This window comes from Paraburkholderia sp. D15 (genome assembly GCF_029910215.1).
Taxonomy (GTDB): domain Bacteria; phylum Pseudomonadota; class Gammaproteobacteria; order Burkholderiales; family Burkholderiaceae; genus Paraburkholderia.
Genome location: NZ_CP110396.1, coordinates 2,559,314 through 2,574,866, shown reverse-complemented (window position 1 = coordinate 2,574,866; position 15,553 = coordinate 2,559,314). Strand labels below are relative to the sequence as shown.

Annotated in this window: 20 protein-coding genes; 19 read left to right on the top strand and 1 reads right to left on the bottom strand. The window is 60.5% G+C overall.

Features of this window, described 5'->3' with window-relative positions; genetic code table 11:
* Positions 1-86: 86 nt before the first annotated feature.
* The 16 genes from LFL96_RS31300 to LFL96_RS31225 all read left to right on the top strand — a co-directional run bounded on the left by LFL96_RS31300 (position 87) and on the right by LFL96_RS31225 (position 12,686).
* Entirely contained in the window at positions 87-488 is a 402-nt protein-coding gene (locus LFL96_RS31300) for a hypothetical protein (RefSeq protein WP_281001765.1), read from the top strand.
* Positions 489-752: 264 nt separating this feature from the next.
* Positions 753-1,097 carry a hypothetical protein gene (locus LFL96_RS31295; protein ID WP_281001764.1) on the top strand — a complete coding sequence of 115 codons (345 nt, stop codon included), beginning with the start codon at positions 753-755 and terminating at the stop codon, positions 1,095-1,097.
* 85 nt (positions 1,098-1,182) lie between these two features.
* Positions 1,183-1,773, top strand: a complete 591-nt coding sequence (locus tag LFL96_RS31290) for a hypothetical protein (RefSeq protein ID WP_281001763.1) — start codon at positions 1,183-1,185, stop codon at positions 1,771-1,773.
* Between the two features lie 65 nt (positions 1,774-1,838).
* Entirely contained in the window at positions 1,839-3,323 is a 1,485-nt protein-coding gene (locus tag LFL96_RS31285) for a DUF3383 domain-containing protein (RefSeq protein ID WP_281001762.1), read from the top strand.
* Between the two features lie 9 nt (positions 3,324-3,332).
* Positions 3,333-3,776 carry a phage protein gene (locus tag LFL96_RS31280; protein WP_281001761.1) on the top strand — a complete coding sequence of 148 codons (444 nt, stop codon included), beginning with the start codon at positions 3,333-3,335 and terminating at the stop codon, positions 3,774-3,776.
* Positions 3,777-3,778: 2 nt separating this feature from the next.
* On the top strand, positions 3,779-4,177 hold the full coding sequence (locus tag LFL96_RS31275; RefSeq protein WP_281001760.1) for a phage tail assembly chaperone: 399 nt from the start codon (positions 3,779-3,781) through the stop codon (positions 4,175-4,177).
* A 56-nt stretch (positions 4,178-4,233) separates the two neighbouring features.
* Complete coding sequence (locus tag LFL96_RS31270; protein WP_281001759.1) at positions 4,234-4,374, top strand: hypothetical protein; 141 nt, start codon at positions 4,234-4,236, stop codon at positions 4,372-4,374.
* A complete protein-coding gene (locus LFL96_RS31265; RefSeq protein WP_281001758.1) occupies positions 4,371-5,816 on the top strand; it encodes a hypothetical protein in 1,446 nt (481 codons plus the stop codon). The genes LFL96_RS31270 and LFL96_RS31265 overlap by 4 nt, the downstream gene beginning before the upstream one ends.
* Complete coding sequence (locus tag LFL96_RS31260) at positions 5,813-6,514, top strand: phage baseplate protein (RefSeq protein ID WP_281001757.1); 702 nt, start codon at positions 5,813-5,815, stop codon at positions 6,512-6,514. Before LFL96_RS31265 ends, LFL96_RS31260 begins: the two co-directional genes overlap by 4 nt.
* Positions 6,511-6,819: a hypothetical protein gene (locus LFL96_RS31255; RefSeq protein WP_281001756.1), complete on the top strand. Its 309-nt coding sequence runs from the start codon at positions 6,511-6,513 to the stop codon at positions 6,817-6,819. Before LFL96_RS31260 ends, LFL96_RS31255 begins: the two co-directional genes overlap by 4 nt.
* A gap of 125 nt (positions 6,820-6,944) precedes the next feature.
* Positions 6,945-7,823 (top strand): hypothetical protein, encoded by an 879-nt coding sequence (locus tag LFL96_RS31250; RefSeq protein ID WP_281001755.1) that lies wholly within the window; start codon positions 6,945-6,947, stop codon positions 7,821-7,823.
* A gap of 93 nt (positions 7,824-7,916) precedes the next feature.
* Complete coding sequence (locus tag LFL96_RS31245; protein WP_281001754.1) at positions 7,917-8,675, top strand: Gp138 family membrane-puncturing spike protein; 759 nt, start codon at positions 7,917-7,919, stop codon at positions 8,673-8,675.
* Between the two features lie 2 nt (positions 8,676-8,677).
* Complete coding sequence (locus LFL96_RS31240) at positions 8,678-9,031, top strand: hypothetical protein (protein WP_281001753.1); 354 nt, start codon at positions 8,678-8,680, stop codon at positions 9,029-9,031.
* A complete protein-coding gene (locus LFL96_RS31235) occupies positions 9,031-10,221 on the top strand; it encodes a hypothetical protein (protein WP_281001752.1) in 1,191 nt (396 codons plus the stop codon). Before LFL96_RS31240 ends, LFL96_RS31235 begins: the two co-directional genes overlap by 1 nt.
* Position 10,222: 1 nt before the next feature.
* On the top strand, positions 10,223-10,882 hold the full coding sequence (locus tag LFL96_RS31230) for a DUF2612 domain-containing protein (RefSeq protein WP_281001751.1): 660 nt from the start codon (positions 10,223-10,225) through the stop codon (positions 10,880-10,882).
* A 58-nt stretch (positions 10,883-10,940) separates the two neighbouring features.
* Complete coding sequence (locus LFL96_RS31225; protein WP_281001750.1) at positions 10,941-12,686, top strand: hypothetical protein; 1,746 nt, start codon at positions 10,941-10,943, stop codon at positions 12,684-12,686.
* A gap of 276 nt (positions 12,687-12,962) precedes the next feature.
* Here LFL96_RS31225 and LFL96_RS31220 read toward each other — a convergent pair whose 3' ends face one another.
* Positions 12,963-14,162, bottom strand: coding sequence for an acyltransferase (locus LFL96_RS31220; protein ID WP_281001749.1), 1,200 nt, complete (start codon positions 14,160-14,162; stop codon positions 12,963-12,965).
* 181 nt (positions 14,163-14,343) lie between these two features.
* On the opposite strand from LFL96_RS31220, the gene LFL96_RS31215 reads away from it, so the two are divergent.
* Genes LFL96_RS31215 through LFL96_RS31205 form a run of 3 tightly spaced genes read left to right on the top strand, consistent with a single transcriptional unit; the run spans position 14,344 to position 15,537 of the window.
* On the top strand, positions 14,344-14,640 hold the full coding sequence (locus LFL96_RS31215) for a hypothetical protein (protein WP_281001748.1): 297 nt from the start codon (positions 14,344-14,346) through the stop codon (positions 14,638-14,640).
* The gene (locus tag LFL96_RS31210; RefSeq protein ID WP_281001747.1) at positions 14,637-15,272 is read left to right on the top strand and encodes a glycoside hydrolase family 19 protein; all 636 of its coding nucleotides are present in this window, start codon (positions 14,637-14,639) and stop codon (positions 15,270-15,272) included. The genes LFL96_RS31215 and LFL96_RS31210 overlap by 4 nt, the downstream gene beginning before the upstream one ends.
* A 49-nt stretch (positions 15,273-15,321) precedes the next feature.
* Positions 15,322-15,537, top strand: a complete 216-nt coding sequence (locus tag LFL96_RS31205) for a hypothetical protein (RefSeq protein ID WP_281001746.1) — start codon at positions 15,322-15,324, stop codon at positions 15,535-15,537.
* The last annotated feature ends 16 nt before the right edge of the window (positions 15,538-15,553 follow it).

Here is a 15,553-nt window from a genome sequence, read left to right as displayed (position 1 = left end):
ATGTCAGAGCGCATTCACCCGCTTATCCAAACGTACCCACTAACCAGACAAACCTGAAATTTTATCTAACGGGCTTGGAGTAACGAATGGCAGAACATACGGACGACAATCAGACATTGCATCTCTTCTGCACCGAATGGGCCGAATGGCACCGCTCGCGTCGTATTTTCGCGCCGCCGGTTCCACTGAACATTCTTGCGTGCCTGCAGCCGCGCAAGAGCGGCGAGGTACCCGACGCGATTCTCTCTTCCGACAAGAGCATGTTCAATATGTCCGTGCTGATGCAGGAAGAGACGCGTGCGAAAACGATCTTCTATCTCTACTACATCCACCGCGTGCGGAACATCAAGGTGATTGCCGAACGCATGGGCATCAGCACGTCCTTCTGGTATCGCGAGATGCGGGAGTTTCGCGCACAGGCATGGCGTGCGTATCGTAAAGCAGTCGATGTCAGAGCGAACAATACAGTAGAGCTGATCGAATCATAGTAGTGAACCAGTGTCGTTCACATCTTGCCTGTTCACAAACACCCCTGAAAAACGTATCATTTCTGCAAATGTGAACGATTGCATCTGAAGCCCTGCCCCTAACCCGGCGGGGCTTTTTCATTTGACAACGATGCGCGCGACGCGATCGATGTCGATGCAAATCATCCACAAGATTTTCTGAATCGGTACAGCGTGAACCGGTAGCGTTCACATCTTCCCTGTTCACAGTTTCCTTAGAAAACCGTATCATTTCTGGAAATGTGAATGATTGCATTCAAAGCCCCGCTCCTGAAAAAGCGGGGCTTTTCTTTTTGGTACTCGCCCATGGCATCCATTACGTTCCAGTCGCATTCATTCGGTCGCGATCCGATGGAAGTCTATGCGGCGAAGCAGGCCCGCGAACATCGCCACCTGCCGGCGCCACGCCGGCACGATGTGCGAAACAGCGCGCTCCCGGAGTTGCCGCGACGCTGGGAAGACAGCGAATCGCGCCCCGTACGGAGTGCGGCGCGTGAACGCGCAGAGGCGATGTTCGCGGGCAAGGCGGTCGAGACGCCCGCTCAAAGCGTGGCGCGGATCGCCGCCGAAGCCCTGTTCTCGACGTTGTGAAAACGCCCAGTTGCTATCCGACCTGGTCAGTAGAGACAGTCGGTCATTTACGTTATCCGGACCCAACAACATGGTGCAACCACCCATGACGAACGACTCAACCACCCTGACCTATCTCCTGCCGGTCGCGGCCTCATTGCCGCTCCAGGATGCCGCGTTGGACGCGATGCTGCAGAGCTTGATTGCAGGCGTCACGGGTCTTCCGTCCAGCGCGTTTCAGTCGCAATGGCCCGCAACCGTTCCGCCGACGCCGGACCCATCGCAGAATTGGTGTGCGATCGGCGTCACCGCCATCGACAAGGACTTCGCGACGACCGTCATGCATGCCGGAAACGACGACGGTACCGACGAGTTCTATCGCGACGAAATCCTGACGGTACTGGCCAGCTTCTACGGACCCGCGGGAATGCAGTACGCGTCCCAGACGGGCGACGGACTTTTTGTCGCGCAGAACCAGGACATGCTGACGCAGAACAGCATGGGCCTCGTCGATATCGGCAGCATTGTGACGAATGCGCTGCAGTCGCTCACCACCCAGCAGTGGACGGTGCGTTACGACTTGACCTTCCGTCTGCGCCGCCAGGTTCATCGCACGTACAAGGTACTCAACATTCTGTCCGCCCACGGATCGATCGATAACGATCCTGACACACAGCCTTTCGTCGTTCAGCAGTAGTTTCATCCCCGTTGTTTTTCCCCAGCCCGCCGCGTGCGGGCTTTTTCTTTTTTCATGGTGCCTATATGCCGAATCTTTTGCCGATCAGCCGCCTGGTGAATGTGGCGATCACACTCACCCAGAAAGCCGCGCAGGCTCAGAACACGTCGACGTTGCTGATTCTCGGCACGTCTGCCGTCATCGACCTCAACTCACGTTTGCGCTCGTACGCCGATATCGGCGATCTCGCTGCCGACTTCGGTACGAACTCGGAAGAATACAAAGCCGCCGTGCTGTGGTTCGAGCAATCTCCGCAGCCGACGTCCGTCATGGTCGGCCGCTGGGCGAAGACGGCCGCATCGGGTCAATTGATCGGTGCGACGCTGTCGGCCGCTCACGCGGCGCTGACGAACTTCACCGCGGTCACGGCCGGCGGCATGAGCGTGACGATCGACGGTACGCAGAAAACGCTGTCGGCGATCAATCTCAGCGCCGTGACGAATCTGAACGGCGTTGCATCGGCGGTCACGACCGCGCTCGCCGGCGCGGCGACCTGTGTGTGGGACGCGAGCTTCGGCCGCTTCGAATTGTCGAGCGCGACGACCGGCGCAACGTCGTCGGTCGGCTTTGCATCGGCGCCGGGTACGGGCACCGATATCTCCGCATTGCTGGGCCTCACGTCCACGTCGTCCGGCGCGTACGTTGCGGCCGGCGTCGCCGCGGAAACCGCGGTCTCGGCCGTGACGCTCTTCGACCAGAACTTCGGTCAGCAGTGGTACGCGCTGCAAATCCCGAGCGCAGTCGATGCGGACCATCTCAGCGTGGCCACCTATATCGAAGCGGCGTCGACCCGTCACTTCTATGGCGTCACGACGCAGGAGCCGGCCGTGCTGGTTGCCGGCGACACGTCGAACATCGCCTATCAGTTGAAAGGGCTGGGCTACAAAAAGACGGCGGTGCAGTACTCCAGCTCGAACGCCTACGCCGTCGCGTCGCTGCTCTCGCGGATCATGACGACCGACTACACCGCCAACAACACGGTGATCACGCTGAAGTTCAAGCAGGAGCCGGGCATCACCGCGGAGAATCTGAACACGACGCAGGCCAATGCGCTGGAAGCATTCAACTGCAACGTGTTCGTCGCATACGAAAACGACACCGCGATCATCGAACAGGGCGTGTGCTGCTCGGGCGATTTCATCGACTCGATCATCGGCGCGGACAACTTCGCGATCGACGTGCAGAACAGCGTCTTCAATCTGCTTTACACGAGCACGACCAAGATCCCGCAGACCGATGCCGGCAATCACATGATCGCCACGCGTATCGAGAAGATCTGCTCGCAGTACGTGGCGAACGGTTTTCTCGCGCCGGGCACCTGGGAATCGGGCGGCTTCGGCACGCTGAGCGAAGGCGACTACCTGCCCAAGGGCTTTTACGTCTACGCACCGTCGATCGCCAACCAGAGCCCGGCCGATCGCGCAGCACGCAAATCAGTCAGTTTCCAGGTCGCCGCCAAGATGGCCGGCGCAATCCATTCGGTCGACATCGCCGTCACCGTCAATCAATAAGGAGCTTCCATGACTACCTATTCGTTCATGAATTTCAACGCGACGCTGGATGGCCCCGGTGGTGTGATCTCGCTGGGCGCCGGTGCGGGTGTGGCGGAAGAAGGCTTCACCATCGAATTCTCCGAGGATGCCGACACCATGAAGACCGGTGCGGACGGCACACCCGTGCATAGCCTTTCCGCGAGCAAGGCAGGCAAGCTGACGCTGCGCCTGATGAAGACCTCGCCGACCAACGCGTTGCTCTCCGCGATGTACAACTTCCAGCGCACGTCGCCGGCCAACTGGGGGCAAAACGTCTTCACCGCGACCGACACCGTGCGCGGCGACGTGTACACCTGTCAGCTGGTCGCGTTCACGCGATTCCCGAAGAACGACTACGCGAAGGAAGCGGGTCTGATCGAATGGGATTTCAACGCCGGCATCATCGATCCCTCACTCGCGGCAGGGCTCTGAACATGAGCGGAATCGTCGAAATCAACGGCACGTCCTACCGGATCGGGCGCCTGGACGCGAAGAAGCAGTTCCACGTCGCGCGACGGCTCGCGCCGCTGCTCGCAGGGCTCGGCAGCGCGCTGCAGGAAAAGACGACGGCCCTCGTCGATCTGGTCAGCCCGATCGCGGGCGCGCTGTCGACGATGTCGGACGTCGACACGGACTACATCCTCGACACCTGCCTGATGGTCGTGCAACGCCAGCAGGGTGACGGCTGGCAGAGCGTGATGGTGCGCGACGGCGGCTTGCTGTTTCAGGACATCGATCTGCCCGCGATGCTGCGGCTGGCGGTCGCCGTCATTCAACAGAACCTCGGCAGTTTTTTTCCCGACGGGCCGTCGACTCCAGGCGCGGCGGCCTGACAGGAATCGACTTCGTCTCCCTTCCTGATGGTGAAGACTGGCTGCTGCAGCCAGTCATGGAAGGGCTCATCAAGTACGAGTCCCTGCTCGACGGCACGCTCGACATGGCCGATGTGGCGCTCCTGAACGACGCCATATCGGTCAAACACGAAAACGAGGCACGCGTGCAGGCCTATCTGGAGAAGAAGAGACGATGAACGAAGAATTACTTCTGGAGTTCCTGGCCGCCATCGGCGTCAAGGACGACATCAGCCTGGGCAAGTTCACGCTCTCGATGGAGAGTGTGATCTCGACGGTCACGGCCGTGGGTTCCGCGGTCGCTTCCACGCTGACCGCGGTCATTTCCGGTGTGAAAAGCACGGCCGAGGAAATGGAGCGTCTGCACTACGCCGCGCAGAACACGGGCGAAAGCGTCGGCAACATCATGGCGCTCCGCTACGCGGCGGGTCAGATCGGATTGACGGCGGATCAGGCGCAGAAATCGCTCGAAGGGTTCGCGAGCGCGTTGCGAACGGACCCGAAGAAGAAAGGACTGCTCGACCGACTCGGCGTCAAGGGGGACAGTCCGACCGAACAGTTCGAAGGTTTCGTCGGCAAGCTCGAGACCATGCCGCCGGCGAAAGCGGCGAAGTACGCGAAAGAGTTTGGAATCGAGCCCGACACCTTGGAGCCGCTCGAGAAAGGGCTGCCTACACTGCGGGCTTCGCAGGACAAGTACCGCGCGAAGCTCGACACGTTCGGCATCAACCCGGATCAGGCGGCGCAAGCCGGCACGTCGCTCGATAACACGATCCGCGATCTCAGCACCGACATCAATCTGTTCTGGGTGGTGTGCGAGCAGCATCTGGCGCCGGTGCTGCAGAAGGTCGCAGCGGGTTTCGAGCGGTGGGTGTCGGGGCACGCCGATCAGATCGCGGGGAAAATGGCCACGGCGCTTGAAGCCGTCGCCGATTGGGCCAACAAGGTCAATTGGGGCGCGCTTGCCAAAGAAGCCGACGCGTTCCTTAAATCAGCGTGGGAGGTGGTGAAGGTGATCGGCGCGATCTTCGGCGCTTTCTCCTGGGCGGCGAAGTTGCTTGCGCCGGACTCGAAGAAGGGCAAAGACGATGCGCCCGATCCGAGCCAGAACGACAACTCCGTGACAGGGCGAATCAAACGAGGTATCCGCTCAGCCTGGAAGTGGATGAATACCGATCTGACTCAACCGCCCGAATCGGACGACGCGCCTGCGCGCCAATCCGAAAAACCCGTACCCTCGCCCCCCGGAACATCGAAGGATCTGCCTGCGAGCCCAGCCGGTCCGCTCAACCGGCTGGACAGATATCGCGGGCACCTCCAGAGAACGCTCGTCGCCTACCACCTGGGCAGCGGCGATCCCGGCAAGGACATCGCGGCACAAGGTCCAGGATGGGCCAACTTCCTTCCGGACGAAACCGGCAACTACCTCGGCAGGTTCGACTCGACCCGGCTCGGCGCGGACACCACGTCATCGGTCGCGAGGTCCGTGAACCTGTCTCAGCAGACGGACGTACACGTGTACGGGTCGCCGGATCCGCACGGCACCGCGCGCGCCGTCGCGGGAGAACAGGGCCGGGTGAACGCGGACATCTTCCGCAATTTAACGGGAGCATACGTGTGAACATTCTCGGTTTTCTCGATGTCGGCACGCAGCTCGGCGTCCGGTTCCTCGCCAGCAAAACCCAACGTGGTTTCTTCACGTCCGATACGCGGCCGACGGTGCAAATCGTCGATCAGGTGACGCTGCAAGAATCCCACTCCGACGACATGCAGATCACCGATCATCCCGTCGAGTGGGGAGCGAGCATCTCCGATCACGCATACGCTCAACCGGCGCAGGTCACCATCACGGCAGCGTGGTCGAACAGTCCTCACGATACGAGCCTGGTCGGCGCCGTTGCCGGCTATGCAACGGCGCACAGTGCCGCGGCGCGCGCCGTGGTCGGCGCGGTCGAGGCCGGCACAGGCGCACGCGCAGGCGTTATGACTCTATTGAGTTCGGGGGCGCCGGCCGTTATGTCCACGTACCAGAAGGTGCTCGATCTTCAGAAACAAAGACGGCTGTTCGACATCCACACCGGCAAGCGCGCGTACCGGAACATGATGATCAAGTCGCTTGCCGTCACAACGGATCAGACGAGCGAGAACATGCTGATCCTCACTATCGTGTGCCGTGAGGTTCTGATCGCGATGGCGGAAACCGTTTTCATGCCGGATCCGGCCAACTCGGCGAACCCTGCCGGCACCGCGTCTCCCGAAGACGGTGGCTCGGTTTTTCTCGTGCCCACAACCAGCATCAACACGACGGCGCTCCCATGACCGCATATGAAATCCCGCTATCGGCGAAACCCCAGACGTTCAGCATTTCGCTGAGCGGTGTGAGCTACAGGATGACCTTGCGGTGGAACATCCCGGCCGCCGCATGGATGATCGATATCGCCGACGCAAGCAGCAATCCGCTGGTCGGCAGCATTCCCATGGTGACGGGCATCGATCTGCTGGAGCAGTACGCGTATCTGGGATTCAACGGCAAGCTCGTGGCGCAGACCGACCACGATCCCAATGCCGTGCCGACATTCGACAACCTCGGGTCCACCGGACACCTCTACTTCCTGACGTCATGAGCATGCTATTTGGCCGTAAGGCCACACTGATCGTCTCCGACGGCTCGAAGGGTCTCGATCTGTCGCAGTTCCACTTCACCTTCAAGATACGGCACGCGGACACCCAGACGCCGAATCCGTTCAGCGTGACCATCTACAACCTCGCGCCGGCGACGGTACAGAAGATCCAGGGGGAGTTCACGAAGATCGTGCTCGAAGCCGGATACGAGCACGGCGACGTCGGCATCATCTTTCAAGGCACGATCAAGCAGATCAATCGCAGCAGGCAGAAGAACGTCGATTCGGTTCTCGAAATCGAGGCGGCGGATGGCGACGAGCTCTACAACTTCGGATTGGTCAACAAAACGCTGGCGGCAGGCAGCACGCCGTCGCAACAGTTCGATGCCATCACGCTGCCGTCCGCCTATAGCGACGGGCTTCCGCATGCAAGGGACGTCAAGAAGGTGATCGACGCCATTGCGGCGCAGAAACTCCCGCGCGGCAAGGTGATGTTCGGCATGGTGCGCGATCATGCGCGCGATTGGGCCGCGAAGAACAACGTTCGCTGGAGCATTCAGAACGGCGAGGCAGTGCTTGTGCCGGTCACCGGCTATCTGCCCGGGGAGGCTGTCGCACTGTGGCCGGAAGCCGGGCTGATCGGTACGCCGACCGTGAGCGATAAAGGCGTGCAGGCCAGGATCCTGCTCAACCCGCGCGTGCGGATCGGGGGTCTCGTCCAGATCCGTCAGGCCGATATCGACACTACTCCGGCGAAGCCGCAGTCGAATACCGCAGGCGCGTCACCGGCAACCGCAACCGCAAAAGCAACGACAAAGGCAACGGCGAAGTCAACCGCAAAGGCAACGCCAAAGACAACGGCAAAAACGACCGCGGCCGGTTTCTATCGCGTGCTGGTCTGCGAGCACTCCGGCGATAACCGCGGAACCGACTGGTATTCCGACCTGACGTGCGTCGCGGTGGATACGTCCGCCCCGCCCGATAGCTCCGTTCTCGCGGCGGGTTAACGCTCGAACACGGGCAATCCAGGCACCCGCGATCCGCCGGGTTACGCCGGGATACGCCGGGTTACGCCATTGAAATCCGGCAACGGCGGGTGAATGTCCTACCTCGGCGCCGACGACAGCAACCCTCTGTTTTCTCTCCATCCCATGCTCCAAACCGAACGCTCAGCCAGCCTCGAGGACGCGCTCCTCGCGGCGCTCACCGGTCATCAGACCGGCATCTGGACCGCCCTGCCGGCAATCGTGGAAAGCTTCGACGCGAACGCGGTCACCTGCACCGCGCAGCCGGCGATCCAGGCCCAGGTCCGCGCGCGGGACGGCAGTACTTCATGGGTCACGCTGCCGCTGCTGGTCGACGTGCCGATGATTTTTCCACGCGGCGGCGGCTGCACGCTGACCTTTCCCGTGACGAACGGCGACGAGGTACTGATCGTGTTTGCGTCGCGCTGCATCGACGCATGGTGGCAATCCGGCGGCGTGCAGGTACAGGCGGATCTTCGCCTGCACGACCTGTCGGACGGATTCGCCATTCCGGGGCCGTTCTCCCAGGCAACGAAGATCGGCGGCATCAGCATGTCGAGTGTGCAGTTGCGAAGCGACGACGGCGCCACCTGCATCGATCTGAATCCGTCGACGAAGGCGATAAAGATCGTGGCGCCGGGCGGCTTCGAAGTGGACGCACCGACCATCACGCTGAACGGTCAGCTCGCGCAGGGCACGGGCTCGATGAAATACCCGGCCACGCTGCAAGGGCCGATCACCGTCGTCAACGACGTCACCGCCGCGGGCAAGAGCGTGAGTCAGCACACGCATCATGAAAACGGCGCCGGCAACAACACTAATCCTCCGAACTGATCATGCGATATCGAGCACTCGACGCAAACGGCGACTATTCCTGGGGCCAGGGACCGGCGAACTTTCTCGTGGATTCTCCCGAGGCCGTGGCACAACTGGTACTCACGCGACTGAACCTGAAAACCGGAGAGTGGTTTCTCGACACCACGGAGGGCACGCCGTACGACTCGGCGATTCTCGGTGCGGGCACCGCTTCGACGCGCGATCTGGCCATCCAACAACGGATTCTCGACACGCAAGGCGTTACCGGCATTACCGACTACGCGAGCGCCGTCAGTCCAGTCAACCGCGCGTTCGTCGTGGCCGCGACCATCGACACGATCTACGGCGAAACCACTTTTTCAACGGTACTCTAATGGCGACCTATCCTCTTGCAACGCTGGGTCCGACGATCACCGGCGCGGGGATCACCATCCCCTCGTTCAACGACGTCTACCAGAGCCTTATCGCAACATTCCAGAGCATCTACGGCTCCGACGTGGTGGTCACGCCCGACAGCCAGGACGGCCAATGGATCGGCACGATCGCCGCCGCGATCAACGATTGCAATAACGGCGCGGTGGCCTGCTATAACGCGTTTTCGCCGGCCACCGCGCAGGGTGCGAATCTGTCGAGCGTCGTCAAGATCAATGGCATTGCACGCGAGTCGTCGTCGCAGTCGACGGTGGATGTCGATCTCGTCGGCCAGGCGGGCACGATTATCGACAGCGGGATCGTCGAAGACGACAACTCGAATCAATGGAACCTGCCGGCCTCGGTCACCATTCCGCCCGGCGGCGAAATCACCGTGACGGCCACTTGCCAGACACAGGGCGCCGTTGCGCTCGCGTCGGGCACGGCATTGCAGATCTCGACGCCGACGCGTGGGTGGCAATCGGCGACGACGTCCAGCGACGCCGATCCCGGCGCGCCGGTCGAACAGGACGCGGCACTCCGCAAGCGGCAAACGGTATCGACGGCGATTCCGTCGCAGACCGTTTTCGAAGGCATCATCGGCGCCGTCGCGAACGTCGCCGGCGTGACGCGTTACGCCGCGTACGAAAACGACACCAATGCCACCGATGCGAACGGTATCCCGCCGAAGAACATCTGCATGGTGGTGGAAGGCGGCGCGCTGGCGGATATCGCCAACGCGATCGCGTCGAAGAAAACGCCCGGCGGCGGCACGTATGGCAATGCGTCGCTGCAGGTACTCAACCGGTACGGCATTCCTGTCACGATCAACCTCTTCCGGCCGGTGGACCAGGCCGTGTCCGTCGCGATCAATTTCCGTGCGTTGACGGGCTATACGTCGTCGATCGGCGCGGCCGTTCAGACAGCGATTGCGGCTTACATCAATGCCGTCGCGATCGGCGGTGGCGCCGCGCAGTCTGTCGAATGGGACGCATGCATTGCCGTCGCGAAGTCGGTGACGGGCGCCTCGACGTTCAAGATCGAGTCGCTGGTTGTCAGCGGGCCAGCGGGACCGGGTACACCCGACGTCCCGCTCGCCTTCAATCAGGCCGCGACGTGCACCGCAACCAGCGTCACCATGACCCCGGTGTGATATGACAGATGCTTCGAATTACACAGCGCTCATTGCGAGCGAGCATGCCGACAAGCCGAAATTCGTGGCGATGGTCGCGGCGGTTGCACAGTGTTTTGCCGATCAGCAGAACGCGCTGTCTTCCATTCCGCCGTCGTTCGATCTCGACAATGCGGCCGGTGCGCAGCTCGATGCCGTCGGGCTATGGGTCGGTGTCGGGCGTGGCATCAACACGCCGATATCGGGCGTCTATTTTTCATTCGACACGGTGAAACTGGGATTCGATCAGGGCGTATGGCAAGGGCCGTTCGATCCCAGCGTCGGCATTACATCGCTCGACGACGACACGTACCGGCTGCTGATCCGTGCGCGGATCGGCGCGAATCGGTGGGACGGTACGTCCGATTCGTCGATCGAGATCCTTCAGTCGATCTTCGGCTCGCAGACGCAGTTGTTCCTTCAGGACAACGGCGACATGTCGATCGTCATCGGTATTGTCGGTACGTCGCCCAATGCGCTTTTTCTTGCGTTGCTTCAGGGTGGCTATGTACCGCTCAGGCCGTCGACGGTCAGTGTCCAGTACGTGATGACATCAGTACCGGACGCGCCGATCTTCGGCTTCGATGTCGAGAACGCGAATATCTCCGGCTTAGACGTCGGCGCGTTGGCCACGACCCTTTGAACCAGACTTCATTCAAGCACGGCCGCCTTCGGGCGGCTTTTTTTATTCTGGACTATCCATGACCATCGAAAACGACTTTCTGCCTTTTGCCACAGGTGGCGGCGCGAACGTGCTGCCCCAGTCCGCTTACGCGGCACTGCCCGCTGTGTCTACGGGTTATCAATCCGGTGTCGCGCAATCCGCGGCGCTGAACAAGACGTGGCGCCAGTCGTCCATCATGGCGGCTGTCGTCGCGCAATTCATCAATGCGCAGACGGGGCAGCCGGCGATCGACGACGGTACGACCGCGACGTTGCTCGCGAATCTGACGAGCGCGGTGAATGCGGCGTCGAAGAACAAGATCGTGTTGTCGGATACGGGGGCGGTTAATGCGTATGCGGCGGCCAATCCGGTGCCGATGAATGCCCTGCCGACTGTCACGGGCGTCACGCAGACGGTGCAGATCGCGCATGCGAATACGGGAGCGTCGACGTATGCGCCTGATGGGCTGGCGGCGAAACCGGTTTTTGGGCTTGGGGGGAGTGTGCTGCAGGGTGGCGAGTTGCCATTGAATGGACTTGCCACTCTCGTCTCGTATGTCGGGCCGCTGCTTAATGGGGGGAATCTTTGCTGGGTTCTGTATGAGTGTGTTGGTGGGGCGCAGCAGGTGGCGCCTGCGATTGCCGGGCAGCATGCGGTGCAGTTGCAGCAGGCGCAGGCGATGCGGGGGACTTATAACGGCACGTACGCATATAACACTTCACAAACGCTGACCACGGCACAAATCGGGGCAGTTGTCGATTTTTACGGCGCAAGCGCGGGAACGCTCTACATACCGCAGGGCTCGACAGTTCCCCAAGGCGGTAGTTTCTACTTTGTCAACGTCGGTACGGCGATTCTGACGATCGCGCTTTACGCTGGCGACCAGGCGCTGCCTGGTGGCAGTATCTCGACGACCACCATCGCGCTCCAGCCTGGCGATGATCTCGCGATCACGCGCTCGGTTCTAACGACGCAATGGCTCGCCAACGGCTCGTGCGTCCGTCAGTTCAATCCGCTCGTTGTCAACGCCGCGACCAGCGGCACGCACGCAGCGCAAATGCAGCAAATGATCGGTGTAGTCGGGTCAGTACGCAATCTGAAAGCATCCCTCGCCGGAGCGAATACATCCATCACATTTACTGCCGACGAAATCGGCGTAAAGTCAGCGCTTGGCGGCCCGGCACAGATGCTAGCCAACTTCAATCAGACAGTGTCGACGACCACGACGGGTATCGGCGGCGTAGTCGGCGCGGCGCTCACGGCAAACGGTTATGCGGGCATATACGCGGCATACAACGTGTGGACTGGCGCACAAGGAATTTTCGTCGTCAATGCCAACGCGTTTGTCCCCTACGTTGCTGCCTCCCCTCCGGCTGGATGGGTTTCAACCGGTCTCATTAGCGTGTGGCCGCTCAACGGAAGTGCACAATTTAAAACCGGCGTTCAGTTCGATCGCGACCTCGTTTTTCCGATCGTGGTCGCCTATATCACATCAGCCGTTGTCAGCCCGCTTAGCGGCATAAGCGTTGCGACCATAATTCCAGCAAACGCTCGAGCAATTGTCGGAGAAATTTCGGCGTCGTCGACGACCTCGTCGAATTTTGCAGCCGGGGTCACAACTGACGCATACGGGTCGGGACAGCAGAACATTACGCAAACCGGAGTAGCCGGGGCGTGCAACTACAACCTCAAGATTGGTTTGACGCAAGCAATCTATTTCTCGTCATCGAACTCGGCCGGCACGCCGACGTTCACCGTTTATATCACTGGCTATTCCATCTGAGGACAGACACAAATGGCATCAGCAATTTACGTACAATTCAGTGACTCGACCCAGAATACGATTGTCTCGTACTTTGCCGGAGAACAGGCAAAATCGACGCTCGAAAACCTTGGAACAGTCCTTTCAACAGACTCACGATGGATATCGTTTTACAACGCGGCGACCGGCGTAAAAGGCATCCCGACGCCGGGTAGCTAAAGCTCTCCTGACGGCCTGACGGGCAAGTGTTACACGACATCTGCGGCAACACAACACCCGCCAGGCTGGTAACTAACTTTAACCAACAGCCCCCGCAGCCTCGACATTCGATTTTTGACTCGACGACGGCCGAATAAACGGATACTCCACGAATCGATAGGTCAATATCGACACGAGCACCGCTGCAACCGATATAGCACCGCCGAGTAGCCAGTAGGCAGAGGGAGATAGCGTGTCGACATGGAAGTAAGGATCGACAAGCCGGCAGACAACATAGATCAACCAGTTATGAATCACGTAGATGCTATAGCTCAGCAAGCCAAGTAGCCGGGCTGGCCTGCATGTAAGTACGCCAAAAAACGAATTTCCGCTTGCGATAGCGATGAACGGGAAAAGTAACAGCGCAGCGCCTGCCGCGTCATAGACCCAAGGCTTGAATGCGTAGGTCGCACACAGCGAGATGACCGCCAGTGCGGTGCCGGCGGGACTGAGGGCGAAGTTTCTCACGCGCGGAACGCGAATCAAGTTCGAAGCGAGACATCCGGCAAAGAAAAACCATTCGACTTTCAAGGTCGAGAGCGTCCAGATGCATATTCCGGCCAGGACGAGCAGGAGCCACTGCAGTCGGCCCCGGGAAAACACCGCCATCAAGGGCAATAGCAGATAGAACTTCCACTCGAACACCAGTGACCAGAAAACCGTGTTGATCAGGTAGGTCTTGTCGAGTCCATTGATATCCGGAACGCCAGGGATCGTAAACAGCAGCCACTCCACAACCTGCTGGAAAAATACTTTCGACGTGACGTTCTGGTGAAAGTCAGTGAGCACAATCACCGTCAGGACGACCAGCACGACACTGACGACGTACATGGGGATCATCCGGCGAAAGCGGGACACATAGAATTTAATCGCGTCGAAGCGCTCACCCGAATCGACCACTCGACCCCAGAATAACAACGCCGTGATCATGAAGAAGAAAGCCACCGCTCCGCGCCCGGACATCGTACTGAGTCCGGGAGGCGGATTGCCCCACTCACCGGTTTGATAGAACTGGTAGTTAACTGCAAGATGATGGAACAGCACACCGAGCGCCAGGTAGCCCCGCAGTCCGTCTATCGCATGGAATCGATTCGACGCTGCCTCCCGATCGACCAAACCGCGGTAGAACGCAGACTGTCGCAACGTGAACAGCGCCAAAGTCATCAGGACAAGCCCGATCATCCCTACGGCTATGGCGAACTGATTGTCGAAGACGGGCATGGCAAGTGAAATTTTCAAAAGCCCGCATTATACGGGCGTCAGTCCATTGCTTGCGGCATGGGTCCAAAGCGATATGGCCCCCGCTGCAACGCTCCAGGCCTGAGTTCGCGCACGAAGGCGCCCGGCGCCAATAGCGTACCGGTCGCCTGCTCCCGATCACAAGCCGCCTTCGGGCGGCTTTTTCATTTCCGGAATTCGAATGGACTACACAGCCGCTGTCGAGATCGGATGCTTCTTCGCGACCGGCATCGGCGGCATCTTTGCCTATCTCTGGCGACGCTCCCAGGCGCAACTCGACAGCACGATCGATACCCACGGCTCACAGCTGAAATCACTCGACGCCGAACTCGCCGCCTACAAACTGCACGTCGCCGAAACCTACGTGACGAGCAACGAATTGAGCAAGGCCATCGACGCCCTCAACCGCGCGATCGATGCCGTGTTCGGCAAGCTCGATCGCATCGAAGACAAACTCGACAAGAAGGCCGACAAATGAACCTCACACCGGACATCATCGCCGCGGGTTGTGGCGCCACGCCGCTGCGCGCGGCGCAATGGGCGGCGCCGATGCAGGCGGCGTGCGCCAGATACCAGATCGCCGAACCGCTCGACGTCGCCGCATTTCTGGCCACCTACGGCGTCGAGTCGGCCCGACTCACCGCACTGAGCGAAAACCTGAACTACAGCGCGGCGGGCCTGCTCGCGACATTTCCAAAATATTTCAACGCGGCGCAAGCCCAGACGTACGCCAACAAACCCGAGATGATCGCCAATCGCGCCTACGCCAATCGAAATGGCAACGGCGACGAAACAAGCGGCGACGGCTGGACGTTTCGCGGCCGCTCGATGGGCATCACTGGCCGCCGCAACTATCTGCTCTGTGGCGTCGGCATCGATCTCGACCTCGTCGAACAACCCGAGCTTTTGGAGCAGCCGGCAAACGCCGTCATGGCCGCCGCCTGGTACTGGTTCAACCGCGACCTGAGCGAACTGGGCACGGCCGGCAACTTCCTCGGCGTATCGCGTGCGGTGAATCTCGGCAGCGCGACCTCGAAGGCGACACCGAACGGTTACACCGAACGCCTCGCACTCTACGATGCCGCGAAAAAAGCACTCGGCGTCGTTTAACGGCCAGACAAATATCGACCAGAACAACAACCTCACGCCAGGAGAATCGATGAATTCAACCTCAGCAGTCGTCACCGGCGGCGTAGCGATCTCGACCGCTACCCTCATGCCCACGGTCGAGTGGATCCTCGGCCTCGTCGTTCACGTGCCGGTTCCGCCGAGCGTGTCGTCGCTCGTCGCGGGCGTGATCGTCGCGGGCATTCACGCCGCGATCAATGCGTTCGCCGCACGCTCCGCATCAAACACCGCTACGTCCGCGCCGTAACTTCCCTCGCCGCGAT

What these genes read in the sequence shown, in the direction of transcription:
- LFL96_RS31280 (WP_281001761.1), top strand. Translation starts at nt 3,333, where the DNA reads ATGACTACCTATTCGTTCATGAATTTCAACGCGACGCTGGATGGCCCC.
- LFL96_RS31240 (WP_281001753.1), top strand. Translation starts at nt 8,678, where the DNA reads ATGCGATATCGAGCACTCGACGCAAACGGCGACTATTCCTGGGGCCAG.
- LFL96_RS31225 (WP_281001750.1), top strand. Translation starts at nt 10,941, where the DNA reads ATGACCATCGAAAACGACTTTCTGCCTTTTGCCACAGGTGGCGGCGCG.
- LFL96_RS31295 (WP_281001764.1), top strand. Translation starts at nt 753, where the DNA reads ATGATTGCATTCAAAGCCCCGCTCCTGAAAAAGCGGGGCTTTTCTTTT.
- LFL96_RS31215 (WP_281001748.1), top strand. Translation starts at nt 14,344, where the DNA reads ATGGACTACACAGCCGCTGTCGAGATCGGATGCTTCTTCGCGACCGGC.
- LFL96_RS31255 (WP_281001756.1), top strand. Translation starts at nt 6,511, where the DNA reads ATGACCGCATATGAAATCCCGCTATCGGCGAAACCCCAGACGTTCAGC.
- LFL96_RS31300 (WP_281001765.1), top strand. Translation starts at nt 87, where the DNA reads ATGGCAGAACATACGGACGACAATCAGACATTGCATCTCTTCTGCACC.
- LFL96_RS31285 (WP_281001762.1), top strand. Translation starts at nt 1,839, where the DNA reads ATGCCGAATCTTTTGCCGATCAGCCGCCTGGTGAATGTGGCGATCACA.
- LFL96_RS31205 (WP_281001746.1), top strand. Translation starts at nt 15,322, where the DNA reads ATGAATTCAACCTCAGCAGTCGTCACCGGCGGCGTAGCGATCTCGACC.
- LFL96_RS31235 (WP_281001752.1), top strand. Translation starts at nt 9,031, where the DNA reads ATGGCGACCTATCCTCTTGCAACGCTGGGTCCGACGATCACCGGCGCG.
- LFL96_RS31230 (WP_281001751.1), top strand. Translation starts at nt 10,223, where the DNA reads ATGACAGATGCTTCGAATTACACAGCGCTCATTGCGAGCGAGCATGCC.
- LFL96_RS31275 (WP_281001760.1), top strand. Translation starts at nt 3,779, where the DNA reads ATGAGCGGAATCGTCGAAATCAACGGCACGTCCTACCGGATCGGGCGC.
- LFL96_RS31290 (WP_281001763.1), top strand. Translation starts at nt 1,183, where the DNA reads ATGACGAACGACTCAACCACCCTGACCTATCTCCTGCCGGTCGCGGCC.
- LFL96_RS31245 (WP_281001754.1), top strand. Translation starts at nt 7,917, where the DNA reads ATGTCCTACCTCGGCGCCGACGACAGCAACCCTCTGTTTTCTCTCCAT.
- LFL96_RS31265 (WP_281001758.1), top strand. Translation starts at nt 4,371, where the DNA reads ATGAACGAAGAATTACTTCTGGAGTTCCTGGCCGCCATCGGCGTCAAG.
- LFL96_RS31210 (WP_281001747.1), top strand. Translation starts at nt 14,637, where the DNA reads ATGAACCTCACACCGGACATCATCGCCGCGGGTTGTGGCGCCACGCCG.
- LFL96_RS31270 (WP_281001759.1), top strand. Translation starts at nt 4,234, where the DNA reads ATGGAAGGGCTCATCAAGTACGAGTCCCTGCTCGACGGCACGCTCGAC.